Genomic DNA, 24,806 nt, shown 5'->3' on the forward strand with positions numbered 1-24,806 from the left:
AAAAGTGTTAATGAAGAGTTGGATAATAAAGGCAAAGGTAAGACCTCTTCGTTAGATTTACTAGAAAGCGACAGCGCCTTTAGAAGCAAAAAATGGCATTAAAACACCGCCAATGTATCACAAAAGCGGTGTATGCATTACCATTCTATTTATTTATAAACATCCAAAGGTACACCTCAAGGCGGATGCTGGCAATAGAAATCCGTTAGAGGGGCGTTATTTATGGATAGAAACCTTTTTTTCTCTCGTAAAACCCAACTTTTACAATCCCATCAATTCCTGAAAGGTATCCTTGTATAAATCCCCCACGGGAAGAGATACGGTCCCTATCTGAACGGTATTACGACTTAACGAGTCTATTTTGGGAATAGCTACAACAAACGAGCGATGAATGCGCAAAAATTTAGAAGGAGGAAGTTTGTCTTCAATGAGTTTTAGGGTACTAAGCGTCACCACGGGAGGTTGTCCGCCCGTAAGATGTATCTTCACGTAGTCTTTAAACGATTCGAGGTAAAGAATGGAGTCAAAATCAATTCGTACCATTTTGTAGTCTGACTTCACAAACATACAGCCTTGGCTGTTGTTTTCCGACCATTGTTCAAAATGATTTTTGGCTTTGGTTGCGGCCCTTAAAAACTCTTCGTACCCAAACGGTTTCATCAAATAATCGAGCGCATCGACTTTGTACCCTTCCACGGCAAATTGGTTATAAGCCGTCGTGAAGATGATTTTGGTTTGTCCCAAAGAAGAAGTTTGACTAATGATGCGTGCCAGTTCCATGCCGTTGAGATTAGGCATTTGGATGTCCAAAAAAATAAGATGAACGGGTTGATTATGAATGGCTTGGAGGGCTTCGACACCGTTGGCGTATTGACCAACTAGATTTAAAAAGGGGGTTTGTCGAACAAACGTACTAATAAGCCCGAGCGCAAGCGGCTCGTCGTCGGTGGTAATGCAGTTTAACTTCATGACTGGAACGCGTAGGTATTAGAGCTGTATTTTCAAATTAACGGTAAAAGTTCGGTGGTCGGTACCTTCTTGAATGACTAACTCGTGGCGTTCAGGATAGACTAAATTGAGACGGCGCTGGGTATTTGTCAGTCCAATTCCCCCACCTGCGGCGGGAAGAGCATCAGTATTTGGGTGAATTTGATTCCAAACGTATAAGTCTAAAACACCATTTTGAGCCTTAATGACAATCAAAATTTCGGTTTTGTGAAGCGAGCTTGTACCGTGTTTAAACGCATTTTCAATAAACGGAAGCAAAAGCATTGGTGCTACCGAGTAATCTTGGTCGGGCTTGGGTTCTTCGACGGTCACTTTCGTAAACGAATGGAGCCGTAACTTCATTAGCTCGATGTAATCGTTCATAAAAGAGATTTCTTGGCTCAGTAATACCCTGTCAAGGACGGTATCGTAGAGCACATACCGCATCATTCGAGATAGTTTCAGAATGGCATCCCTCGACAACGGAACGTCGGAGTAGGTAAGGGCGTAAATGTTGTTGAGGGTGTTGAAGAAAAAGTGCGGGTTGATTTGGGCTTTTAATAAAGCCAACTCGGAAGCTATGTGTTGTTTTTCAATGAGTTCGTGCATGTGTACGGCGGCCTGCCACCGCTGAATCATGGCAAACCCAATGCTGATGGCCGTCACCATGGTTACGACCATAAACAGATGCACATCGATGCTGTAAATACTTTTGGTGTGTTTCCAGCCTTTGGCTGCGGCAATTTGTTCGGGTACGTGCAGAATAGGCACCTCAATGATTCGGGCAATGATCAAATAAAGTACAACCAAAAAAACGGCCGAAAGAGCAAAGAGAAGTTTTTTGCCTTTTACCAAATAGTTGGGAACCAGGTAGTACGCAGAAAAATAAAAAACACCTACCATCATGATGAAATTAGCCAATTGTTTGAGCCAAAAACCCAGCGGTACTTTGTAGTCCCAAGTAAGGGGAGGATAAAATAAAACAATAAAGCCAAGCAGCGACCAAACGGCTATGTGTACGACCACCGTGAATGTGCTAGTTGGTTTGGTTAGTTCCATGCGCGTAGAAGTAAAGCTACGAAGTTGGGAAGAGGCGCGTGGAATCCCAAACATATTCGACGGAAAGGAGATTTTTCTCGCTATATCGTAGAACTTTCCTTGTGGTTTTTACCTCATCCCTAGCCCCTCTCCTTGCTGGAGAGGGGGGGGGCGGCGTGTTGCACTGCTACTATAAGGGTTGGTGTGGAGGTTAGGTCGGGATTAGTCTTTTTTCCGAACATATACGTTATTACTAATTGACTCCAAGCGGATGTCGGGGCCGCCGCCATTGACGGAGCCTTCTAACAAATAACCTACTATCGGATTTTTTTGGCGCTTGTTCTTGAAGTCAATGTCTAAGTCGGTATAAACTTCGCCCGTAATGGTTTTCATGGCCAAGTTGGCTCCTTTTGATTTAGGCAAACTGTAGTCAATGTAGCCGCTAATGCTCTTGGCAAAAACGGGAGCCGCTGCCCCTTGAATGTCCACGTTGCCATTGATGGTTTCGAGTTTTAATTTGGCATTGCGGGGCAAAAACACCTGATAATGAATCGTGCTACAAACGTACATGTCCTGGCCGTCGCGTTGGGTACGCCAGCTGTGTTTTGAGTCGGGACAGTCTTCGGCTTTGCCTTTTTTTAGAACTTCGTTGTCAAAATTAGTTTTTAGGCTAATCTCTTGGGCGGTTGTGGTGTTTTCTACGGTCAACCCGTCGTTGAGTCGGCCACCGTTGATAAGCACCGAAATCCGAACCGACACTTCGGCCTTGTCCCAATACCGTACCCGAATACTATCCGCAAACTTGAGGTTAAGGTTGACGGTTTGGTCGGCAGCGTACGGAAATTGTTTTGTAATAATTTTTTGTGACCAAGCCGTTAGGGTCAACGTGCTCACAAAGAGCACCAGTGAAAAAGTTTTCATGGCTATATGGGGGTAGTAGAAAAGGGTTATTGTTTCCGTAAATAAATATTGCTACTGATGCTGCTAAGTTTAATGGCGACGCCACCGCCGTTGGTGGTTGCGTTAATGCTATGGCCACCGCCCACGCGTGACATACCTTCTTTGGCATTTTTCAAGTCAAGGTCTAAATCGGTGTAAATTTCACCACTGATTGACTTCATGCTAAGGCTTGATTTGGCATTGGCGGGCAGGCTCACGTCAATAGCGCTGCTGATGGACGAAATGGCGCTGGGTTTTTCTTGGTTGAGGGTGGAATACACTACTTTGATGTCGCCATTGGTACTATTGGCTACGACGGGACCCGTAACATTGAGGAGGTCAATCTTGCCATTGTTGGTTTTTATTTCCAAATCACCATCTACGTTGCTGATAGAAATGTTGCCTCCGTTCCAGTTGACCTGCTCGTACAAAATCGCTACTTTCTTGGGAACTTTGAGGATATACGACGTCGATTTGCGCGATGCTTTTTCGATTTTTAGGCCATTGCCTTGGTTGGTGACGGCCAGTCCGATGCCTGTATTATCGACTGCCGAGTTGTACAACGACCGCAGCCCTTTGGCTTGTTCGGGTGGGTCCTGAAACCCGTTTCCCTTGATAATGAGCTCGTCGCCGTCGTAGCCCTCAATTTTTAAGTGGCTCGCATCCATTTCGATGCTGATTTTGCGGTCTTTGCTGTTGGCTAGCTTCGCTTTAAATTCTTGGGCAAAAAGTCCTACGCTGCACCCCATCCACAGGGCGCATACTAACACGGTTGATTTCATGGTTGTTGAGTGCTTACGCACCGTTAATTATTAGGTATTATTCGTTTGTTTTTCTTGTTTAAGGTGATGAGCCCCTTCTTGGGCTTTGAGGCGTACAATTTCCAGTACTTTTTGATTTTGCGCCAAACGAAGCATTTCGGACGTAGCTCGTTTTTCTTTCATCAGTACCAATGCCTCGATAAGCGCCAGTTGGATATTAGGATCGGTTTGAATTTTTAGCGATTGAATCAACCCTTCGCGCACCATCGGCTCATTTTCAAAGCGTTGCAGCGCTTGGCAGGCGGCTAGACGGACGTTGACGTTTTCGTCGAAATTCATGGTATTAAGCAAAATCTGCGTGATTTCTTCGTCGCCTTGCTCCAATTCGTAACTCTGATTGACGGCCAAAATGCGCTCACTCGCCGACGTTTGCTCAGGAGTTTGTAGCATTTTCTTCATTTCAGCCACTTGGCTATTTTCTTCCGATATCCCTCCTTGGCGGTGCGTGTACCAAATCCCTGCCCCAAAACCTATCACCAACAAAGTTAGACTTGCGGCGATTCGTAAGCCCCACGAGTTCAACGAGCGCACCTTGCTTAATTTGCTGAGCTGCGTAACCGTGCGATAACTCACTCCCGCCGAAGGCTGTTCTTTGCGCGTTTGGGCAAAATACCAAAACTGCTTGGCCTCGTTTTCCAGGTGAGCGGGAACATTTTCGCTCAAAAAGAAAGCGCGTAGTTGCTGCTCTTCTTCCAGGGTTGTTTCGCCTTCGTAATACTTTTCTATCAATTGTTCAATGTCCAGATTCATACGCCTGAATTTTTAAAAACTTATCCCGTACCTCTTTCCGCGCCCTCGATAACACCACCCGAATGTGGTTGACGTTCATCCCCGTTACTTGCTCTATTTCCTCAAAAGAGTACTCCTCTACGTCGCGCAAATGCAGAATCAACTTGGCCGTTTCGGGTAGTTCGTCTATCAGTTTGCGCATCAGCGCCGCGCTGTCTGATAGCTCCACCTGTTGGTAAGGTGATACTTTCTGCTCTTCTACGTCTTCCCAATTGGCTTCCCCTGCGCGACTTTGCCATTCTTTCGATTTGAGCTTGTCGAGGCAGAGATTGCGGGTCATTTGTACGGCAAACGCTTCTACGTTTTGGTACGATTCTAACTGCTGACGATGTGACCAAAGCTTCATCAATACCTCTTGCAACGTATCCTCGGCTTCTTCGCGGTTGCGAAGAAACAGCTTGGCCAACCTAAAAAGGCGGCCTTGCGTCGGGAGAATGAGTTGGGTAAACGCTTTGAGTTCCATTTCAAAAGCATAGACGAGCGAGCCGAAAAAACATTACAAATTCTTGGTAACTTTTTTTGAGTTTATCTACAAAATGTTGTGGGTGACCACATAGCTATGTTTTCTATGTGTCTATTCTAGTGTGCTCTATGTGTTTTAAAATGCGTTTAACCTGAAACTCAAAGAAGTTGAGGTGGATCTGTAACCTTCTTCGGTAACAGAAGTTTCCACATACAAATTTTCCAAAACCATTCTCTATTATTTTGTATGAAAAAGAAAATCATTTTCATTATCCGTCAGGTTTTATTGCTTTTGATTACTGTTCGCTTCGGCTTTGCTCAGAATGAAACTCTTATGAGTAAAAAAGTAGCCCGCATAGATTCTTTTATAACATCGCTGGCCACGCATCATTTATTCAATGGCAGTGTTTTGGTAGCCGAAGAGGGAAAAGTTATTTATAAAAAATCAGTAGGATATGCTGATTTTGGGCGTGGCATTCCCAATACCGACACTACTCATTTTAATTTGGCTTCTTTAGCCAAACCTTTTACGGCCATTGCTGTGCTACAATTAGCACAAAAAGGAAAGCTAAGACTAGAAGATACTTTTGTTACCTATTTCCCCGATTTTTTATACTCAGGTATTACAATTCGCCACTTATTAACTCAAACCTCGGGCATTCCTGTGGTGGAACGGTACGAAGAGGAATATATTAAAGCACATCCAAATGAGATTATTAGTAATCAGAAAGCATACGAACATCTGGTCACCTTGAAAAAACCGTTGAACTTTACTGAGGGAAGTCGCTGGCAATATAATAATGCTAATTATTTCTTGTTGGCTATGTTGGTGGAGAAGATAAGTCAAACCTCTTTTGCTGCATATATGAAAAAGAATGTTTTCACGCCCGCTGGGATGAACAAGACGTATGTTCGAGAGGCTGGCATGGTGAATACATTGCGTTATTCTTTGCTCAATTTTTATAGCCCAACGTACCACAACGTTGATTCGCTGAATCCTGTGGAACACTATACATACTATCATTTAGGCAGCTTGATAGGCCCTAACAATATAGTAAGCACTTTAGAAGATTTATGGAGTTTTGATAAAGCTTTTGCCGTGGGTAAGCTTATCCCTTTGGCATTGATGGATGCTGCCTTTACGCCCGTTACCTTGAATGATGGGAAGCCGTTTCGCATGGGCAGCAGCACGCGTTCCTATGGCTTCGGTTGGAATGTATATACAAGCAAGACACAACCCGTGGATACATCTATTTTTCACGATGGGCGTATTGTTGGTCTCACTACTTTTCTGCATCGAAACCTCACTAAAAAACAGACTATTATCTTTTATGACAACACTGACAATAATCCGATACAAGTCATGGTTTCTATTTCCAACATGTTGAACGGAAGTCCACCTTTACCCGTTCGGCTCACTAAATCATTGGCAAAACGCTATGGGGAGGTGTTGGTCACAAAAGGCATTGACGCCGCCGCCGCTATGTTTAATCAATTAAAGAATGATAGTATAAATTATCACGTGGATGAGCTGGAAATGAATCGTTTAGGTTATGATTTACTCAGAGCTCCCTTTCCCAATCATCATGAATTGTCGTTGGAAGTATTTAAAATTAATACGTTGCTTTATCCAAAAAGCGGTAATACTTACGACAGCTACGCGCAGGCATTGGCCCAAAGCGGCAAGAAAGAAGCGGCCATTGCCATGTATCAAAAGTCCATCGTATTATCACCAAACAATGAGGATGGAAAACGGGCATTGAAGAGATTATTGGAACAAAAGGAATGACTTCGCAGAAGTCTAACTTTTTTAGAAAAAAAATAAAATTTTCCTGTAACCTTCTTTCACTTCGGGAGTTTCCACGTACAAATCACCTACAAACAGCCATCATCGCTTGAATACACTATCGGATAACGCACTCATGCTTAAAGTAAAAGCGGGAGATTTGGACAAGATGGGATTGCTCTTTGAGCGCTACCATCGGCCGTTATTCGCTTTTTTATACCACATGACAGGACAAGCCCACGCTTGCGAAGATTTGGTACAAAATGTATTCTACCGAATGCTCAAGTACCGACATACGTTTAACGGCGACGGAGAGTTCAGAACGTGGATGTATCATTTGGCGCGGAATATTTTGAACGATTCGTTTCGTCAACAAGAACGTTGGGGCGGACGCGCCTACGATATTGCTGACTTGTCGGATCGCCTTGGAGGAGGAATCGCCGCCGATGAACAATTGGAAAAAGAACAAGAATTGGATGCCCTGCAACAAGCCATGGCGCGGCTTAGTCCCGATCACCGCGAAGTGTTGGTCTTGAGCCGATACCAAGAATTAAAATACGAAGAAATTGCGCGTATTCTGAACATTACCGAAGGCGCAGTGAAAGTACGGGTACACCGAGCGATGGGAGAATTGAAAAAGAATTTTTTGACATCAGAAAAAGGAAGCAAAGCTCATGAACTGTGAACAAGCAAAAGAACGGCTAACGGGCTGGCTGACCAACGAACTAACCGAGTCCGAACAAACAGCCATACATATTCATTTGAAAGAGTGCGCCGAGTGCAAAGCAGCGTTTGAAGCCGACCGCCAACTGTGGCAACTCATGGGAAAAGTCCCCGCGCCCAAAGCCAACACCGAGCAAATGCGCGAAGGGTTTTATGCCATGCTCGAAACTTATAAACAAACCGAAGCCCCGTCGAGTCGGAGTCAGTGGAAGGAGGTTTTTGAGAAAATACAACAATTCTGGACGCCCCGCTTGGCGCTACGGGTGGCTTACAGTGTGTGTTTGTTGAGTGTGGGCGTGCTAGGCGGGTATTTTCTGATGCGTCCCAAAGAAGTTGCGTATCAAGAAAAAATGGATACCCTCACCAAAGAAGTGCAAGAAATGCGCCAGATGATGATGCTTTCGCTGATTGACAATCCATCGGCCAGCGAGCGCCTCAAGGCTGTAAGTTATACCCGCGAAATTACCGATGTGGACGATAAAGTGGTACAGGCGCTCTTTACCACACTCAATAATGACCCGAACGTAAACGTGCGCCTCGTTACGTTGGAAGCACTGGCCGAGTTAGCCCACGACCCCGACGTTCGGCAAGGACTGGTGTTGTCGCTCACAAAACAGGACTCACCTTTGGTACAAGTGGCGCTGGCCGACGTGATGGTCAAACTCCAAGAAAAACGCTCCATTAAAGCCTTCAAGCAAATGCTTCGCCGCGATGACTTAAACGATTTGGTGAAAAGCAAACTTCAACAAACCATCAAAGACTTATCATAATTTAACCATCCAATCTGTATAGCCATGAAACAAATCATTCTCCCCTTGTTAGTGGGAGTGGTGCTCTCTTGTGCCCATTCTTCCGCTCAAAATCAAGAATTTAAAGAACACACAACCAAAGAGTTTACCCTCCAGCAAAATGCCGCAAGTAGTACGCTGGCGATTTACAACATCCACGGCTCAATCAATGTTGAAGGCTACGCAGGTGATAAGGTAATCATTGAGGTGGATAAAACTATTTCGGGCAAAACCAAGGAAATATTGGAACAAGGGAAAGCCGAATTTAAGTTTGTACTGGAGCAAAAAGCGGATACTGTGATGGCGTACATTATTGAGCCGTACGATTCACGGCCTAACCGTAACTGGAACGACCGCAATAACAATCGGCACATCGAATACCGTTACGGCTTGGATTTTAAAGTGAAAGTACCTTATTCGATGAACCTCCATGTATCGACCGTCAACGGAGGGGATGTGCTGGTGAGTGATGTGACAGGAATGTTGGAGGTTGGAAACGTAAACGGTGCCATTACGTTGAAAAACGTGAAAGGAGCCACCAAATTACGAACCGTCAATGGCAGTGTGGACGCCAACTACACGGCCATACCACCAGGTCAATCGTCGTACAAAACCCTTAATGGTGACATCCGTATCAGTTACCCAGCCGCGTTGTCGGCCGACTGCGAGTTTAAAAGCTTCCGAGGTGAGTTTTACACCGATTTTGATAACGTGGAAACCCTGCCTGTGAAAGTAGTCAAAAACCAAGAACAACGAGGCGACAAAACCACGGTCTATAAGCTTAATACCGAAACATCGGTTCGGATTGGAAACGGCGGCAAACTGTTCCGCTTTGAAACATTTAACGGAAACATTTATATCAAGAAACAATCATAATTGTATGAAAACCAGTATCAAAACCATTTTTGCGGCCGTTGCACTTGCAGCCATGAGCCTCGCAACACCGACCTTCGCCCAAGGAGAAATCAAGGAACAATTGGTCGTTCCACTTTCGGATCCTTCTAAGCCAGGTAGTTTGCAGCTAAAAATTATCAACGGTTCCATCAAAATCACGGGACATTCGGGCAAAGATGTCATCATCGACGCCACAGTTGAAGCCTACAGCGGCAAGAAAACCGAGGGCAGAAACGACGAATTGGCTACGGGCATGAAAAAATTGACGAGCCGTGGCGGGATTGAACTTACCGCCGAAGAACGCAATAACCACGTAAAGGTGACATCAAACTCGATCAAGCGCCCCGTAGAGTTGTCTATTAAAGTGCCTCAGCAGTTTTCGTTGCAAGTAGGCACCATCAATCAAGGTGACATTGTCGTTGAAAATGTAACGGGGACGTTGGAGGTAAACAACGTAAACGGTGCCATTACCCTCACCAACGTGTCGGGTTCGGCGGTAGCTACGACGGTCAACGGCGAAGTGAAAGCAAATTTCAAAAGCGTGACATCTGACACACCCATGGCCTTTACGTCGCTCAATGGTCGCATCGACGTGACGTTCCCACCTTCGGCGAAGTTTAACGTAAAACTCAAATCCGACCGTGGCGAGATTTACAGCGATTTTGACGTTGATGCCGACAAAAGCGAGCCAAAATCCAATAAAACAACCAAAGACGGCATGTACAAAGTAAGCATCGACGACTGGATTCAAGGCAAGGTCAACGGTGGTGGCAGCGAAGTGATGATGAAAAACATGCACGGCAATATTTATATCCGCAAAGCGAAGTAGTTTTTTTTGAACCATATAAGGGCATATAAGTTGCTGAGAGCCTAGCTTATAATCTCTTATATGGTTGAACCTGTTGAACAAATACGATTAATCAGAAATTCTCTGTCCGTAAGTGAACGAAAAATCGTCCATTTACGGACATTTTTGTGTTTGTGTGTTTATGTAATTTTCTGATTATTAAATAGATATGTATGTGGCATAAGTATTGCCCCGTGCTGTAGATTAAGACATAAAACAGTATTTACCCTATGGCACACATCGCTATACCGATTCCGTCGAACCTTGAACGACAAGACATTGATGTACAGGTCAGCATCAATGGTCAGCGGCAGGCTTTGCACTATCGGGTGGAGTCGTTTTATTGGGATGAATACGGGGTTTCTCCCGCCAACCGTGCCGATTGCTTGAACCACATTATTTCAACCTATGACCAAAATTGGTCGCTTTATTACATCGGATTACCCACCGACAAGTCGATACAAGTGACTTTTGTCAGGAAAAAAGAACTGATTCTGCTTTCACCGTTTTTGTATTCACTTCTAAATCCTTAATGACATGGCACACATTGCAATTCCGATTCCGACCCAGCTAGGGAAGCAAGACATTGAAATTGAAGTAACCATCAATGGTCAAAAGCAAGCCCTGCATTACCGTGTAGAATTGTTTTATTGGGACGAATGCGGCCTGCCCAGCGTTGACCGTGCCGACTGCCTGCGGCATATTCTTTCATCGTATGACCACGATTGGTCATTGTATTACATAGGAGCTCCTACGGATGAGTTTGTGCCTATTACCTTTGTCAAAAAAGAAGATTTAGAAAGACAACACGCGTTGTTGCTCCAAAAATAGTAACGTAAAAAAACACATATCTCAGTAAGCCATGCTTAAAAATTATCTAAAAATTGCCCTTAGAAACTTGTGGAAGAACAAAACCTATTTGTTCATCAACCTCATTGGAATGTCAGTAGCGTTTGGCGTTAGTAGTTTGTTGTTTCTGACTACTTACGACATGCTCACCTACGATATGTTTCATGAAAAAAAAGGAGATATTTATCGGGTTTATGACAAAATCAACAATGCCGAAGAAACCAAATACGGCAATACCATGCCGCTACCGATGCGGACTGCCCTCAAAACCGATTACCCGCAGGTAAAAGCTGCCACACGCATCGTGACAAGTCCAGGTCAAGTGTTAAAAGACGACAAACTTATTAACAAAGGCATGGCGTTCACGGATGAAGATTACCTCAAAATGTTTGGGTATAAATTGCTCCAAGGAGACCCCAACAAGGCATTGAGCGAGTTGAGCAACGTGGTGTTGCGGGAGGATGTGGCCAAAAGTATTTTTGGGGAGCAACCCGCTTTGGGAAAAACCGTGACCTTAATTTATGACAATCTACCCCATGCGTTTGTGGTAAGTGGTATCCTTGAAAAAGGGCCTGAGAATACCAGTATTTCCAACGAAATGTTGGTGCGGATGGAGAACCTAGGTGAGTATAACAACAACAAAGATCGCTGGGATGCAAGCCAAAATTCGTTGTACATCCAATTGGCAGAAGGAACCAATCCAGATACATTTGAGAAAGGGTTAAAGGCTTTTACGGCCAAATATTACAAAGGCAGCATCGAGCAGCTTAAAAAAGAAGGCGCAAAAATAGACGAACGCGGCGAGGTAATGAGTACCCGAATTATGAAGTTGTCGGAGACGCATTTTGACACCAAAGTAGGGGGACGAGGCCGCGCCATCAACAAGTTCTTCCCGTATGTGTTGTTGATTGTAGGCATTGTGATTTTACTAATTGCTGCCATCAATTTTGTCAATTTGTCGATCGCAAAATCGTTCGGGCGGGCCAAAGAAGTGGGAATGCGCAAAGCCCTTGGAGCGCTTAAAACCCAAATTGTAGGTCAATTTTGGGGGGAAGCATTTATCATTTGTGTGTTTGCCTTTGGGCTTGGTATCGCAATTGCGTATTTGCTGAATACCCAATACAACGCGATTTTTAAAACCAGCATCACGCTCAAAACCATGACCGAACCCATCTTGCTGGTAGCCATGTTGGGTTGTTTTGCCTTCATTACGCTCATTGCGGGGGGCTATCCTGCGTGGGCCGTTACCCGCTTTAATACGATTGAAGTACTAAAAGGGAAAATCAAACTCAGTAGCCGTTCGGGGGGAATTCGTAATTCGCTCATCGTGTTTCAGTTTGCTATGGCCGTGTTGCTCATTGCGTGTACGATGATTGTGTGGACTCAAATCAAATTTTTGCGCGACAAACCACTGGGTTTCAGTACGTCCGAAGTCTATAGCATTCCGATTGGGAATGAGGTGTCGGGCAAGCGCTTATTGCAGCATTTTCGGAACCGTTTGGCGGGGCAGCCGCGCATTTACAGCATGACGGGCTGTGATGTCAATTTGGGTCGCGGGTTAGATGGGTCTTTTTCTAAATCAATGTTAGGATTTGAACAAAACGGCCGTACCATTCAGACCAACATGCGTACTGCCGACTACGACTACGTGAAAACGTTGGGCTTAAAACTGATAGATGGCCGCGATTTCTCGGAGGCATATCCTACCGATACTGTCAATTCGGTGGTTATCAACGAAACGATGGCCAAACAATTGGGCGTCAAAAATCCACTGGGCGTTATTCTCAATACAGAGAGTAAGGAAAAAGTCATAGGAGTGGTCAAAGACTTTCATTTTGAATCACTTCACCGCGAAATAGAACCCGTCACATTCTTCATGAATGGCTTTGGGTTGAATTATTTGTTTATAAAAATGGCCCCCGACCATACCGAAGAAACCATCGCTTTGTTGAAGAAAACCTACCACGAACTCGCCCCAAAATCGGAATTTCAAGGGTCGTTTTTGGATGAAAATGCTGAAAACCAATACAAAAGCGAATCCCGCATGGCACAAATGTTTTTTAGTGCGGCTACGTTGGCGATTTTGCTTTCGTGCATGGGGTTATTTGCCATTGCCATCATGGTGATTTCGCAACGTACCAAAGAAGTGGGGATTCGTAAAGTGTTGGGCGCATCGGTAGGTAGCATTACGCTGCTATTGTCGATTGACTTCCTCAAAATGGTGGCCATTGCCATCGTCATTGCGTCGCCGTTGGCGTGGTGGGCTATGGATGCTTGGCTTGCTGATTTTGCCTACCGAACCCCAATTTACTGGTGGATTTTTGTCGTAACGGGTCTCATTGCGGTGGGTATCGCCTTTGCGACGGTGAGTATTCAAGCCATTGGAGCGGCCCTTTCTAATCCCGTCAAAAGTTTAAAAACTGAATAATTTTATGATAACCAATTATTTAAAGCTGGCTTTTAGAAACGCGGTTCGACAGCCGTTTTATACGCTGGTCAACGTCGTTGGCTTGACCATTGGTATGGTAGCGTGTTGGCTTTTGGCGACGTATTATTTTCACGAAAAGCAATATGATGCCTTTTTACCAAACGCCAATCGCATTGCAGCGGCGGCCTTAGACTTGAAAATGGGCGATACCGAAGGCACAACGACCAATACGCCACCGCCACTGGGAATGCGTTTGGCCGAATACCCAGAAATCGAAATGACGGCACGGACGTTTGAGCTAGGCGATGTGCTAATTCGTCAAAGTGAAGGGACGGAAAGTACCGTTTTTAGTGAATCCAATGCGTTGGCCGTTGATTCTACTTTTTTGTCGTTGTTTGAATTTCCGATGGTACAAGGCGATAAAAATGCGCTCAATGCGCCGTTAAGCCTTGTTTTGACCGAGAAAATGGCCCAAAAATACTTCGGAACAACGCAGGCCATCGGAAAGTCACTTTCGCTCAATGACCGTTTGTTTCGAGTAACGGGAGTCGTCAAAGACCTGCCCACAAACGCTTCGCTTAGCTTTGGCTTTTTGGTGCCTATCAAAGATTTTCGGGTAGTTGAAAACTTTATGTGGAGCTGGATATGGCTACAGGTGGATACGTGGGTGAAATTTCGTCAACCGTTGACCGAAACCAACATTGCTACCCTAGAAACCAAGCTACCTGCGATGGTGCGCAAACACGCGCCTTCGGCTTTCCAGCGGGTAGGGCAAAATTTTGAAGAACAACTCAAACGCGGCGACCGATACGATGTTCGGTTGTTGCCGTTGACAAAACTCCACTTGGGTTACCCGCAGTTATCAAGTCGCCTTACAACGATAGGTGACGGAAATCAAGTTCGGACGCTTGCCCTTGGCGGGCTTATCATTTTGTTGTTGGCCTGTGTCAACTTTATCAATCTATCGACGGCGCGGTCCATGAAACGTGTCAAAGAAGTCGGGGTTCGTAAAGCCTTGGGTTCTTCAAAAGGCAGCTTGGTAGGCCAGTTTTTGGTTGAGTCTTCGCTGCTGAGTGGTGTGGCATTTTTATTGGCAGCGGTAGCCACATGGAGCGTATTGCCCTTGTTTAATCAATTAACTCAAATTGCCTTTACGCCCGATGCACTCTTTTCTATGGAGGTGATGCGCATCATCGTGGCGTTGCCAATCATAACGGGTTTGGTCGCAGGTTTGTACCCTGCGTTGTACCTTTCGCGTTTCAAGACCACCGATAGCATGAAGAAATCGACGGGTAGTGCCAACGGCGGTTTTAGCTTGGTGCGGAGCGGCTTGGTAGTACTTCAGTTTTCGGTGGCGATTGTGCTCATGTTGGGCGTGACGGCCATGTACCGTCAGCTTTATTTTGCGCAACATTCCAAACTCGGAATGGAAAAAGAAAATGTGTTGATTATCAAAAACGGGCGGCATTTTGCCAATCTGTCGGAGCGAGAGGTATTTCGTCAACAACTCAAAGAGCTTCCCGAAGTCACCGAAGCTACGCATTCTACCTTTTTGCCTTCGTTGGGGAGTTTTGGCGATTTTTACGAACCCGAACAGGGCGAACAAGCCAATGCCGTGGTTCAAAACTTACCCATAAGTTCGTTTATGACCGACGAGCATTTTGTGCCTACCTTAAAACTAAAAATCATTGCAGGACGCAACTTTCGCCCCAATAGCCCTGCCGACTCGGCGTCGGTGATTCTGAACGAAACGGCGGTGAAAGCCATTGGTTGGAAAAACCCGATTGGAAAATGGATGCGGTACCCAGGCAATGCAAACCAGCGTTTTCAGGTAATAGGCGTCATGCGAGATTTTCATTTGGGGTCGGTGAGGACGGTGATAGACCCGACGGCGCTTTTCCACGAGTCATCAAAAACGTACCGAACGTGGGGTTCTTACCTCGCCGTTCGCCTACAGCCAGGAACCGAAAAGGCTACGATTCAGAAAGCCACTGACATGTGGAAACGGGCGATTCCTAACGTGCCTTTTGAGTACGATTTCTTGGATGCGTCGTTTGCCAATTTATACCGTTCCGAACAACACACGGCTTCTATTATCATGGTTTTTACGGGGTTGGCTTTGTTTATTGGTTGTTTGGGATTGTTTGCCTTGGCTTTGTTTATGTCGGAGCAGCGCACCAAAGAAATCGGTATTCGGAAAGCGTTGGGCGCTTCGGTTTTTTCGGTAACGGCTTTGTTATCCAAAGATTTTTTGAAACTTGTGGCGATAGCGCTCCTGATTGCATCGCCCATTGGGTATTATTTGATAGACAGATGGTTAGCCGATTTTGCGTATCGGATTGACATTGGTTGGGGCATGTTTGTGGCAACGGGAGCAGCGGCCTTATTGATTGCGCTTTTGACCGTAGGGTACCAGTCGTTTAAAACGGCTTTAACAAATCCCGTAAAAGCATTGAAATCTGAATAGCTCCTTACCCCAATAGGGAGTTATTCGTCGATGTGTTTTATCTCCAAATCGGTTTTGAGCAACCGCTCTCACAACAAATGTGCCAGAGGCACTACCCATTTGTAGAAAAAAAGCATCGGCGTAGGGCATTGCCACGGAGTAGTTACCCGTTTTACCAACGTCGCAGTTGTAAGCAACCGCTCCCACAATATACCCAAAAAACATTCATTATGAACCGTCGAACTTTCCTTCGCAATGTATCAGTAGCCTCATCGGCCCTACCGATTGTCTCTCCCGCGTTAGCTGCTATGTCTAGTCCTGCTAAAAAACTGGGGGTAGCTTTGGTAGGATTGGGGCGTTATGCCGAGTACATGGCTTACCAGATGAAAGAATGCCAATACTGTGAGTTTCGTGGGCTTGTCACAGGCACACCTTCTAAAGCGGAGTCATGGGGTAAGGAATACAATATTCCAGAGAAAAACCGATACAACTACCAAAACTTCGACCAAATCAAAGATAATCCCGACGTTGATATTATCTACATTATTTTGCCCAATGCCATGCACAAAGAATTTGCCATTCGGGCAGCGAAGGCAAAAAAGCACGTGATTGTCGAAAAACCGATGGCACTCAATCCCGCCGAATGTGTAGAAATGATGAATGCTTGTCGAGAAAACAGGGTTCAACTGGCAGTAGGCTATCGACTCCATTTTGAGCCTTACAACCTTGAAATGAAACGACTCGGGCAAGAAAAGGTCTTTGGCCCCGTGCGGATTGTTGAAACATCATTGGGCTATTTTTCAGGGCAAGCAGGAGAATGGCGTCTCAATAAAAAACTGGCAGGAGGTGGCCCACTGATGAATTTGGGTGTGTACTGTATCCAAGCAAGTCGATACATCACGGGAGAAGATCCCATGGCCGTAACCGCTCAGTTTGGGCCTGTACTACGCAAGGCTCTTTTTTCCGAAGTAGAGGAGTCAATTACGTGGCAAATGCAGTTCCCCAGTGGCGCTATTTGCACCTCTACTACGACCTGTGCTGCGGGGATTGATCGTTTGTATGCTTCGGCGGAAAAAGGGCATTTCGAACTGAGTCCCGCAATCAGCTACGGGCCTTTTAAAGGACGGTCAACGAATGGTGAAATGGATTTTCCACAAATCAACCAACAAGCTGCTCAAATGGATGCTATTAGTAAATTACTCTTAGATAACCAACCCATACCCGACCACATCGGAGGGCTCGAAGGCTGGAAAGATATGAAAGTGATTGAGGCTGTGTATAAAGCGGCACGTACGCAAACTAAAGTTAGTATCACTTATTAAGCCAATCAATATGTTACAGAGCTACCTCAAAATAGGATTCCGAAATCTCTGGAAAAATAAGCTTTTTTCGTTCATCAACATCATGGGCTTGGGACTTGCCATCCCATTTGCGCTTTTGGCCTTGATGCACCTCCAAAGCACGTTTGAGTTTGATAATTTTCACCCTCATTCCGACCGCATTTACCGAATTTTGACCAACGAAGTCACCCGAGACGGAACCGTTACGAAGTATGCGTCATCGCCTTATTTGTTGTCGGATGAATTAAAAAATAACTACACCTACATCGAAAAAGCGACCAAAGTGGTACGAGATTTTGGTTGGGAGCTGAACACTCCTTTTAAGTCGCTGCGGGTCAATACGTTGTACGTTGAGCCTACTTTTTTTGAGGTATTTGGTTTTACTTTGGCCAAAGGAAGTGTGCCCGTTGCCCCCAATACCTTAATATTGAGCGAAGAGGGGGCTAAAAAATTTTTTGACAAGGCCAATCCCATCGGGCAAACATTGGTGCACGCTACCTACGGTGCCATGACCGTGACGGGCGTATTAAAGCCCTTCAAAAAACAAACCCAGTTCCGAAGTGATGTGATGGTATCGATGGCGACCTTTGACAAAAAACGCCCTGATGCCAAACAAACCGCTTCGTGGGGCACCTACGAAACCCATACATTTGTGCGGCTCCAGCCCAATGCAGCGCCCAATGCTTTGGAGTTGGCACTGAGAGCAGTGGCCAAAAAGACCAACGTCAACCTTGTACCGAACAAAAAGACCAATGTGTTTCGTAAACAAGCACTGGCCGATGTATCGCCGAGCGTCGAAGACTTGCGTTACAACCCGTACGTGGATTCGATGCAGGACATTTACTTCAATTTTGGGATTCCGTTGATGATTTTGTTGTTGGCAGGGTTCAATTATACCAACCTGACGTTGGCGCGGTCGTTGAGCCGTTCCAAAGAAGTCGGGGTTCGTAAAGTAATGGGCGCTATTCGGTTGCAGTTGGTGTTTCAGTTTATTTGCGAGGCCGTCATCATCGCATTTTTTGCCTTTGGCGTCGGGCTGGTGTTACTGTATTTGATGAAACAATATATATACGTGCAGTGGCTGACCTGGGAGGTTGAAAACAGTACGTTGATTGGTGGGGTTTTTGTGATTTTTACGTTGCTAGTGGGCATTTTGGCAGGGGCATTGCCTGCCCTAATTTTATCAAAATTTCAGCCAGCGTTGGTGCTGAAGGGTGTCTTAGGCCCTGTTTCTTTTGGGAAAGTGAATTTTCGTAAAACCCTGATTGTGATTCAGTTTGTGGCAACGTTGGGCTTTATGTTTATGATTGGCCACATGTACAATCAATTTAGCTACATGGCGACTGAAAACGACAACTTCAACCGTAAAGGAATTTTTAACCTATCGTTGGCCGATCAGAATTACCGATTGTTGAAGGATGAAATTAGCAAACACAAAGACGTGGAAAAAGTAGGTCTTGTGTCGATGCCTTTTGGAAGTGTGCCGTCGCAGCAAGTTATCAAGGTGCACGAAAAAGATGCAAATGTGCCGACCTATTATTATTCGGTGGACAAAAATTTCATTGAAAACATGAAGCTAACGCTGGTAGCGGGACAAAATTTGCCCGTTGCCCTAAACGATTCGGCGGGGCATTTTATCTTGCTCAACGAAACGGGTGTGCGGCGTTTGCGGCTCGGTACGCCGCGTGAAGCCATTGGACAACAGGTGTTTATCAATGGTGAAACTCCCTTACAAGTGGTAGGAGTGGTCAAAGATTTTTGCCATTTTCATTACCAATACCAGAAAGAGTCGTTGGTATTTCATTACAATCCTGCGCAGTTTTCGATGGTGTCGGTAAAAATAAACCCGCAAGCCAACCAAGAAGCGTTTTTGGCCGATATGAAAGCCCTTTGGAAGAAATATAGCCCTTACAAAGAATTGGGGTACTCGTGGTACGAAAAAGAACTGTACGACCGCTATTATCCCGCCGAAGACATGAAAATGATGGGCTTGGCGTCGGTCATTATCTTTGTGATTGCGCTGCTGGGCTTGTTGGGTATGGTGACTTACAGCACCGAAAAACGCTACAAAGAAATTGGTATTCGTAAAGTGATGGGTGCCAGTGTGTGGGAAATCGTTCGGATTTTGTCGTGGAGCTTTTTGAAACTATTGTTCATCGCGGCAGTAGTCGCCTTGCCGATTGGTTTGGTCGAAAATATGTTTATGAATAAGATGTTCACCTTCTATGCAGGACTAAATATTGGTTTGATGGGGCTATTCTTTGGCATTGTACTGGTGGTGGCCATTGGGGCAATCGCTTACTACGCTACCAGAGCGGCATTGGTCAATCCCGTCGAATCCCTACGAACAGAATAGTGAGGGTTTATTCCAACCTTTTTGGGCCGAGAAGCGTCATAACTTCAAATAAACAGTCATAGCGATGAAAAAATCAATATTTGTGGCGCTGATGCTTGCAGGATTGGTAGGCTGCCAAAAAGAAGAAATAGCAAGTGAGTGTGTTGAAAAGCCAGACAATGGAATGGTATGTACAGCTCAGTACGACCCCGTTTGTGGATGCAATGGCAAAACCTACGGAAATGCCTGCGAAGCCGCTCGCGTTGGGATCAGTTTCACCAAAGGCGAATGCGGTAAAAAAGATTAATCAATTGTTGTCCACTCCCGTACGAAAAGTGTCCACATTCGGACACTTTTTTGTTTTTGCGGAGTTGTAATTGATTGTTTTTTAGCTAGTTATTAGGCTGGCATAACTTTGGAAGAACAAATAACAATATTCATACAGCCTTTCATTCATTTTAAGTACAGTAAAGAAAATAGAACAGAAAAGTGTCGCAACAACGGCACTTTTCTGCATTTTCTATCGACCACCCTTTCTTCCCTGTCTAACGTATGATTTTCAATTTCTTCAAAATCGCCCTTCGTAGCCTCAGACGTCATGCACTGTATGGTAGCATTAACATCGTTGGGCTATCGGTAGGACTAGCTGCCTGTGCTTTAATGGCAATTTATGTTCGACATGAGTTGAGCTACGACGTTTTTCACCAAAAAGCCCAGCGGATTGTGCGGGTTACGTCTCATTTAAAGACCCCCGAAGCCCCGATGGAGTTGGCCAATACGCCTAATATCTTGGCTCCTTTTTTGAACCGAAATTATCCTGAAGTAGAAAAAGCCGTTCGGTTTCAGTCGATGGCTGCCACGTTTAGTCAAGGTACCAAATTATATAACGAGTCAGACGTGTATTATGCCGATGCCTCGGTTTTTGACGTGTTTACCTTTCCGCTGGTAGCAGGAGATGCCCGTCAAGCCCTGATCCAACCCCAAACCGTTGTACTTACGGAGATATTGGCCAAAAAATACTTTGGTACTACCGATGTTTTAGGAAAAACCGTACAAATTAACAAGCAGCCTTATCAGATTACGGGAGTGATGGCGGAGTTACCGACCAATACCGATTTAAAAATCCAAGCACTTCTTTCCCACGATTTTGATAAGGGAAGCTCTTGGCTCAACGACCTTTCTGCTTACACGTTTGTTTTATTCCGTGGAATACCCGATAACGCGGCTTTTGAGAAAAAAATGGCCGCCATCAGTCGGCGTTACATTCAGCCCGAATTGACGAAAATGGATTCGGAAGACTATTCGCTGGAGTTTCGAGCGGAGGCGCTGACTGATGTTCATTACAGCCAAGGCAAGTTGGAAGATACTCCCAAAGGCAACAAACAATACGGGTACTTATTCTCTTTTTTGGCCGTGTTTGTCTTGGTGATTGCCTTACTCAATTACATCAGCCTTCTGACGGCTCGAGCGACCGAACGCGCCAAAGAAGTGGGCGTCAGGAAAGCCAACGGAGCTTTGCGTTCTCAGCTGATTTGGCAGTTTTTGTTTGAATCGCTGCTGATTAGTAGCTTCTCGGTCGTGATTGGCCTTGTGCTTTTGCTGCTGGTTATTCCTTTGATGAACGATTTGCTCCAAACTCATTTTCAAATTACGGGTATTGAACTGGGGATATGGGCGGTCATTGGGCTGGTTATCACCACCTTGCTCGGAGGGCTGTACCCTGCTTTTGTCCTTTCGGCTTTTCGTCCTGCCGAGGCGCTGCGCGGAGGGGTTCATCAAACGAGTGGCGGTTTTCAATTGCGGCAGACAATCACCGTTTTTCAGTTTATGCTGGCCGTTGGGATGATTGCGGGCGTGTTGGTGATGTACAAACAAATGGATTTCTTACAAAACCATTCGCTGGGCTTTAACAAAAATAAGGTATTGACGATACAACTCCCTGCCGATTCGCTGGCTCAGATGAAAGGGTATGCGTTGGCGGCTAGTTTGAAAAAATATCCTACTATTTCCGATATCACGGCGGGTTCGGGGTTTGAACCTGCGTCGTTGGCTTCGACCGATTTTACCGTTAATGGCAAAGCAAGAGAGGTAATGACCCTGTTCTTTTTCGTTGATGACCATTATCTCCCCACGCTTGAACTTAAACTAGCACAAGGCCGCAATTTTTCGTCTGCCTATCCTTCGGACAAACGAAGTGGTTTTATTGTCAATGAGGCTTTTGTAAAAATGAGCGGTTGGAAACAGCCGATTGGGCAGCCAATGGAAGGAGTAAATAAAAAAGGAACGGTGATTGGGGTGGTCAAAAATTTCCATTTTAAATCGTTGCACAATTTGGTAGAGCCCTTAGCAATGGTTTGGAGCGATAACCCACCCAATACCCTGATGCTCAAAACCAGCCCCGAACAACTGCCTTTGCTCCGCGCGGTTTGGCAAAAACACTATCCTTTTGAGCCGTTTGAGTATTCGTTTTTAGATAATACCCTCGAAAAAGAATACCAGAAAGACCGCCTTACGATGACCTTGTTCAATGCCTTTGCGTTCCTCACGATTTTTGTGTCGTGCTTGGGGTTGTTTAGTTTGGTCACGTTTTCAACCGAACTACGCACGAAAGAAATTGGCATCCGAAAAGTGTTGGGGGCGTCTGTGGTGGGTATTTTAACGCTTTTGTCCAAAGACTTTTTAAAATTGGTGGCCTTGGCCATTGTGATTGCCTCGCCGTTGGCCTACTATGCCTTAAATCGCTGGTTGGAGTCGTTTGCTTATCACATTACCATCAGTGGGTGGACGTTTGTGTGGGTAAGTCTGATTGCCATCGTCATTGCGTTGGTCACCATTAGTTTTCAATCGGTCAAAGCCGCCTTGGTAAATCCTGTAAAATCGTTAAAATCCGAATAGCTATGTTTCAGAATTACCTAAAAACAACCCTCAGAAACCTCTGGAAACACAAGTCGTTTACGCTTATCAATGTCTTTGGGTTGGCAGCGGGCTTAACGGCTTGCATGTTGATTGTGTTGTACATTCAGCACGAGCTGAGTTTTGACCAATTCCACCAAAAAAAGCAGCAAATTGTTCGTACGATAATGCACTATAGCATTGAAGGAACGGCCAATAAAACAGTAATGACGGGAACGAAAGTTGGGCCTGCGTTGAAACGTGATTTTGCCGAAATTGACCAGTTTGTACGCGTGGCTGACCCCGCTTTTTCTCAGCAAAAAGTAGTCATAAAAAAAGGTGAACAACAGTTTAATGAATCTCGCTTTTTGTGGGCCGATTCTACGTTTTTTGATGTATTCTCGTTTTCGTTGTTGAAAGGCGACGCGGCAACGGCCCTGAACGGCACTAACAAAGTGGTGGTAACGGAAGCAATGGCGCGCAAGTATTTTGGGAATGAAAACCCCATCGGTCAAATCCTGCGTTTAGAAGATCGCGTGGATTATACTGTAACGGGCGTTGCGGCCGATGCGCCTTCCAATTCACAGCTTCAGTTTGATTTTATTGCGTCGTTTATGTCGCTCTCAGCTGCCAAAACCGAGACGTGGTGGAATGCCAATTATGTTACCTACTTTTTGTTGAAACCCGCCACTTCGGCGGCACAGCTGCAGGCCAAGTTACCTGCTTATATGCGCAAGCAGTCGGCAGAAACTGAGATGACAGGCAAAAACTTCCTGACGTATCAATTTGAGTCCTTAACGGACGTTCACCTTCGCTCTGAAGCAGAAGGCGGTATTATTGCTTCTGGCGATATTCGCTACATTTATATTTTCTCGGTGATTGCGTTGCTCATTTTAATTATAGCCACCACCAACTACATGAATCTTACAACGGCTCGCGCGACGGAGCGTGCCAAAGAAGTGGGGGTTCGTAAAGTGATGGGAGCAGTACGTGGGCAATTGTTTTGGCAATTTTTGGGCGAGTCAATGGTGGTCACGCTGGTGGCTTTGCTGCTCAGTATCGTGCTGACAGTATTGTTATTGCCTGTGTTTAATACCCTATCCGAGCGCGAACTGACTTTGCAAATACTACTTCAACCCGCAGGAATAGGAGCATTGGTAGGGGCGTGGTTGGTTGTCAGTTGTATTGCAGGGAGTTACCCATCGGTGGCATTGTCATATTTTCAACCTATTAAAGTGCTAAAAGGCGCATTTAAGAATACGGCTTCGGGCTTGGCTCTGCGTAAGTCGCTGATTGTGTTGCAGTTTATGATTTCGGTTTTTTTGGTGATTGGAACGTTGGTGGTTAAGAACCAATTGCATTTTATTCAAAACACAAAGCTAGGATACGATAAACAACACGTAATTGCGCTCACGACCGACGAGCGAATCAATAAAAATTTGCCTGCTTTGAAGAACGAACTGCGGCAAAATCCCAATGTAAAAAGTATTTCGCTGGCCTACGAAACGCCCACGTTCATTAAGTGGGGCGATGGGCTTGAAACAGTGGGAACATCGACGCCTGTGCAAAAAATGATTACTGCTTTTCCCTGTGATGAAGACATGGCCGAAACGCTCAATTTGGAGTTGGTTGCAGGAAATGATTTATCATCAGAAGACATGGAACGGCTAAAAGGTCAAGACGAGAGTCAAGCTGATTACCGCTTTTTGCTGAATGAGACGATGATAAAGCAATTGGGCTGGAAGCCTGCTGAAGCCATTGGAAAAAAAGTGCGTGTTGGTGGCCGAACGGGCGAAGTCAAAGGTATTGTTCGAGATTTTCATTTTGCCTCAATGAAACAACCCATTGGCCCGTTGGTAATTTTTCCTGTCACTTGGGGGAATGTCTTGTTGGTAAAGTTGACAGGCAATAATCTCCCACAAACATTGACGTTTTTGGAAAATAAATGGAAAACGTTTGCACCACATCGTCCGTTTACCTATACGTTTTTAAACGACGAATACAACCAAATGTATGCCAACGAAAACCGCATCAATCAAGTGTTTACGTATTTTTCCGCCTTGGCCGTTTTGCTGGCTTGTTTAGGTCTGTTGGGCTTGTCGGCCTACGTCACGGCACAGCGTACCAAGGAAATTGGAATCCGTAAAGTGCTTGGCGCATCGACCGCTAGCATTACGACGCTTTTATCTGCCGATTTTCTGAAATTAGTCTTGGTAGCCATCGTCATTGCTTCGCCCTTAGCGTGGTATGCGATGACTTACTGGCTCAACGATTTTGCGTATCGTATAGAAATAGAATGGTGGGTATTTGTGGTAGCTGGGCTTACGGCCATTGGCATTGCGTTGGTAACAGTAAGTACTCAGTCGATTAAAGCGGCCTTAATGAACCCTGTAAAATCGTTGAAATCGGAATAAATCGACGTTGCGTAGAGACGTTGCATGC

The 24,806-nt window shown here is 45.3% G+C and carries 20 protein-coding genes; 14 read left to right on the top strand and 6 right to left on the bottom strand.

The features are described 5' to 3' along the window. Positions 1 to 261 precede the first annotated feature (261 nt). From AC23P2_RS15605 to AC23P2_RS15630, 6 genes are all read right to left on the bottom strand, one after another. Positions 262 to 969 (bottom strand): LytR/AlgR family response regulator transcription factor, encoded by a 708-nt coding sequence (locus AC23P2_RS15605; protein WP_487774070.1) that lies wholly within the window; start codon positions 967 to 969, stop codon positions 262 to 264. 18 nt (positions 970 to 987) lie between these two features. After that, the gene (locus AC23P2_RS15610) at positions 988 to 2,100 is read right to left on the bottom strand and encodes a sensor histidine kinase (protein WP_487774071.1); all 1,113 of its coding nucleotides are present in this window, start codon (positions 2,098 to 2,100) and stop codon (positions 988 to 990) included. Between the two features lie 147 nt (positions 2,101 to 2,247). Next, complete coding sequence (locus AC23P2_RS15615; RefSeq protein ID WP_487774072.1) at positions 2,248 to 2,946, bottom strand: DUF4097 family beta strand repeat-containing protein; 699 nt, start codon at positions 2,944 to 2,946, stop codon at positions 2,248 to 2,250. Positions 2,947 to 2,972: 26 nt separating this feature from the next. Next, positions 2,973 to 3,746: a DUF4097 family beta strand repeat-containing protein gene (locus AC23P2_RS15620; protein WP_487774073.1), complete on the bottom strand. Its 774-nt coding sequence runs from the start codon at positions 3,744 to 3,746 to the stop codon at positions 2,973 to 2,975. Between the two features lie 30 nt (positions 3,747 to 3,776). Further along, positions 3,777 to 4,535 carry a HEAT repeat domain-containing protein gene (locus AC23P2_RS15625; protein WP_487774074.1) on the bottom strand — a complete coding sequence of 253 codons (759 nt, stop codon included), beginning with the start codon at positions 4,533 to 4,535 and terminating at the stop codon, positions 3,777 to 3,779. Beyond that, on the bottom strand, positions 4,519 to 5,037 hold the full coding sequence (locus tag AC23P2_RS15630) for an RNA polymerase sigma factor (RefSeq protein WP_472486660.1): 519 nt from the start codon (positions 5,035 to 5,037) through the stop codon (positions 4,519 to 4,521). Before AC23P2_RS15630 ends, AC23P2_RS15625 begins: the two co-directional genes overlap by 17 nt. A 246-nt stretch (positions 5,038 to 5,283) precedes the next feature. Here AC23P2_RS15630 and AC23P2_RS15635 point away from each other — a divergent pair, with 246 nt between their 5' ends. The 14 genes from AC23P2_RS15635 to AC23P2_RS15700 all read left to right on the top strand — a co-directional run bounded on the left by AC23P2_RS15635 (position 5,284) and on the right by AC23P2_RS15700 (position 24,778). Continuing rightward, positions 5,284 to 6,825 (top strand): serine hydrolase, encoded by a 1,542-nt coding sequence (locus tag AC23P2_RS15635; protein ID WP_487774075.1) that lies wholly within the window; start codon positions 5,284 to 5,286, stop codon positions 6,823 to 6,825. A gap of 133 nt (positions 6,826 to 6,958) precedes the next feature. After that, complete coding sequence (locus tag AC23P2_RS15640; RefSeq protein ID WP_487774213.1) at positions 6,959 to 7,507, top strand: RNA polymerase sigma factor; 549 nt, start codon at positions 6,959 to 6,961, stop codon at positions 7,505 to 7,507. After that, positions 7,497 to 8,315: a HEAT repeat domain-containing protein gene (locus AC23P2_RS15645; RefSeq protein ID WP_487774076.1), complete on the top strand. Its 819-nt coding sequence runs from the start codon at positions 7,497 to 7,499 to the stop codon at positions 8,313 to 8,315. The genes AC23P2_RS15640 and AC23P2_RS15645 overlap by 11 nt, the downstream gene beginning before the upstream one ends. A 24-nt stretch (positions 8,316 to 8,339) precedes the next feature. Then, positions 8,340 to 9,209, top strand: a complete 870-nt coding sequence (locus AC23P2_RS15650) for a DUF4097 family beta strand repeat-containing protein (RefSeq protein WP_487774077.1) — start codon at positions 8,340 to 8,342, stop codon at positions 9,207 to 9,209. Positions 9,210 to 9,213: 4 nt separating this feature from the next. Next, complete coding sequence (locus tag AC23P2_RS15655; RefSeq protein WP_487774078.1) at positions 9,214 to 10,056, top strand: DUF4097 family beta strand repeat-containing protein; 843 nt, start codon at positions 9,214 to 9,216, stop codon at positions 10,054 to 10,056. Positions 10,057 to 10,304: 248 nt separating this feature from the next. Next, complete coding sequence (locus AC23P2_RS15660) at positions 10,305 to 10,607, top strand: hypothetical protein (RefSeq protein ID WP_487774079.1); 303 nt, start codon at positions 10,305 to 10,307, stop codon at positions 10,605 to 10,607. A gap of 4 nt (positions 10,608 to 10,611) precedes the next feature. After that, positions 10,612 to 10,905 carry a hypothetical protein gene (locus AC23P2_RS15665; RefSeq protein WP_472486665.1) on the top strand — a complete coding sequence of 98 codons (294 nt, stop codon included), beginning with the start codon at positions 10,612 to 10,614 and terminating at the stop codon, positions 10,903 to 10,905. A gap of 31 nt (positions 10,906 to 10,936) precedes the next feature. Further along, the gene (locus tag AC23P2_RS15670) at positions 10,937 to 13,351 is read left to right on the top strand and encodes an ABC transporter permease (protein ID WP_487774080.1); all 2,415 of its coding nucleotides are present in this window, start codon (positions 10,937 to 10,939) and stop codon (positions 13,349 to 13,351) included. Positions 13,352 to 13,355: 4 nt separating this feature from the next. Beyond that, entirely contained in the window at positions 13,356 to 15,818 is a 2,463-nt protein-coding gene (locus AC23P2_RS15675) for an ABC transporter permease (protein ID WP_487774081.1), read from the top strand. Positions 15,819 to 16,027: 209 nt separating this feature from the next. Next, positions 16,028 to 17,119, top strand: coding sequence for a Gfo/Idh/MocA family protein (locus AC23P2_RS15680; protein ID WP_487774082.1), 1,092 nt, complete (start codon positions 16,028 to 16,030; stop codon positions 17,117 to 17,119). A 10-nt stretch (positions 17,120 to 17,129) separates the two neighbouring features. Continuing rightward, on the top strand, positions 17,130 to 19,493 hold the full coding sequence (locus AC23P2_RS15685; protein WP_487774083.1) for an ABC transporter permease: 2,364 nt from the start codon (positions 17,130 to 17,132) through the stop codon (positions 19,491 to 19,493). 64 nt (positions 19,494 to 19,557) lie between these two features. Continuing rightward, entirely contained in the window at positions 19,558 to 19,779 is a 222-nt protein-coding gene (locus tag AC23P2_RS15690) for a Kazal-type serine protease inhibitor family protein (protein ID WP_487774084.1), read from the top strand. Between the two features lie 245 nt (positions 19,780 to 20,024). Continuing rightward, complete coding sequence (locus AC23P2_RS15695) at positions 20,025 to 22,367, top strand: ABC transporter permease (protein WP_487774085.1); 2,343 nt, start codon at positions 20,025 to 20,027, stop codon at positions 22,365 to 22,367. A gap of 2 nt (positions 22,368 to 22,369) precedes the next feature. Further along, positions 22,370 to 24,778: an ABC transporter permease gene (locus AC23P2_RS15700; RefSeq protein ID WP_487774086.1), complete on the top strand. Its 2,409-nt coding sequence runs from the start codon at positions 22,370 to 22,372 to the stop codon at positions 24,776 to 24,778. Positions 24,779 to 24,806 lie beyond the last annotated feature (28 nt).

It is taken from the genome of Runella sp. R0.1_18, assembly GCF_057652155.1.

Coding starts and splice junctions, on each gene's coding strand:
- AC23P2_RS15605 (WP_487774070.1), bottom strand. CDS start 969: ATGAAGTTAAACTGCATTACCACCGACGACGAGCCGCTTGCGCTCGGG.
- AC23P2_RS15610 (WP_487774071.1), bottom strand. CDS start 2,100: ATGTTTGGGATTCCACGCGCCTCTTCCCAACTTCGTAGCTTTACTTCT.
- AC23P2_RS15615 (WP_487774072.1), bottom strand. CDS start 2,946: ATGAAAACTTTTTCACTGGTGCTCTTTGTGAGCACGTTGACCCTAACG.
- AC23P2_RS15620 (WP_487774073.1), bottom strand. CDS start 3,746: ATGAAATCAACCGTGTTAGTATGCGCCCTGTGGATGGGGTGCAGCGTA.
- AC23P2_RS15625 (WP_487774074.1), bottom strand. CDS start 4,535: ATGAATCTGGACATTGAACAATTGATAGAAAAGTATTACGAAGGCGAA.
- AC23P2_RS15630 (WP_472486660.1), bottom strand. CDS start 5,037: ATGGAACTCAAAGCGTTTACCCAACTCATTCTCCCGACGCAAGGCCGC.
- AC23P2_RS15635 (WP_487774075.1), top strand. CDS start 5,284: ATGAAAAAGAAAATCATTTTCATTATCCGTCAGGTTTTATTGCTTTTG.
- AC23P2_RS15640 (WP_487774213.1), top strand. CDS start 6,959: ATGCTTAAAGTAAAAGCGGGAGATTTGGACAAGATGGGATTGCTCTTT.
- AC23P2_RS15645 (WP_487774076.1), top strand. CDS start 7,497: ATGAACTGTGAACAAGCAAAAGAACGGCTAACGGGCTGGCTGACCAAC.
- AC23P2_RS15650 (WP_487774077.1), top strand. CDS start 8,340: ATGAAACAAATCATTCTCCCCTTGTTAGTGGGAGTGGTGCTCTCTTGT.
- AC23P2_RS15655 (WP_487774078.1), top strand. CDS start 9,214: ATGAAAACCAGTATCAAAACCATTTTTGCGGCCGTTGCACTTGCAGCC.
- AC23P2_RS15660 (WP_487774079.1), top strand. CDS start 10,305: ATGGCACACATCGCTATACCGATTCCGTCGAACCTTGAACGACAAGAC.
- AC23P2_RS15665 (WP_472486665.1), top strand. CDS start 10,612: ATGGCACACATTGCAATTCCGATTCCGACCCAGCTAGGGAAGCAAGAC.
- AC23P2_RS15670 (WP_487774080.1), top strand. CDS start 10,937: ATGCTTAAAAATTATCTAAAAATTGCCCTTAGAAACTTGTGGAAGAAC.
- AC23P2_RS15675 (WP_487774081.1), top strand. CDS start 13,356: ATGATAACCAATTATTTAAAGCTGGCTTTTAGAAACGCGGTTCGACAG.
- AC23P2_RS15680 (WP_487774082.1), top strand. CDS start 16,028: ATGAACCGTCGAACTTTCCTTCGCAATGTATCAGTAGCCTCATCGGCC.
- AC23P2_RS15685 (WP_487774083.1), top strand. CDS start 17,130: ATGTTACAGAGCTACCTCAAAATAGGATTCCGAAATCTCTGGAAAAAT.
- AC23P2_RS15690 (WP_487774084.1), top strand. CDS start 19,558: ATGAAAAAATCAATATTTGTGGCGCTGATGCTTGCAGGATTGGTAGGC.
- AC23P2_RS15695 (WP_487774085.1), top strand. CDS start 20,025: ATGATTTTCAATTTCTTCAAAATCGCCCTTCGTAGCCTCAGACGTCAT.
- AC23P2_RS15700 (WP_487774086.1), top strand. CDS start 22,370: ATGTTTCAGAATTACCTAAAAACAACCCTCAGAAACCTCTGGAAACAC.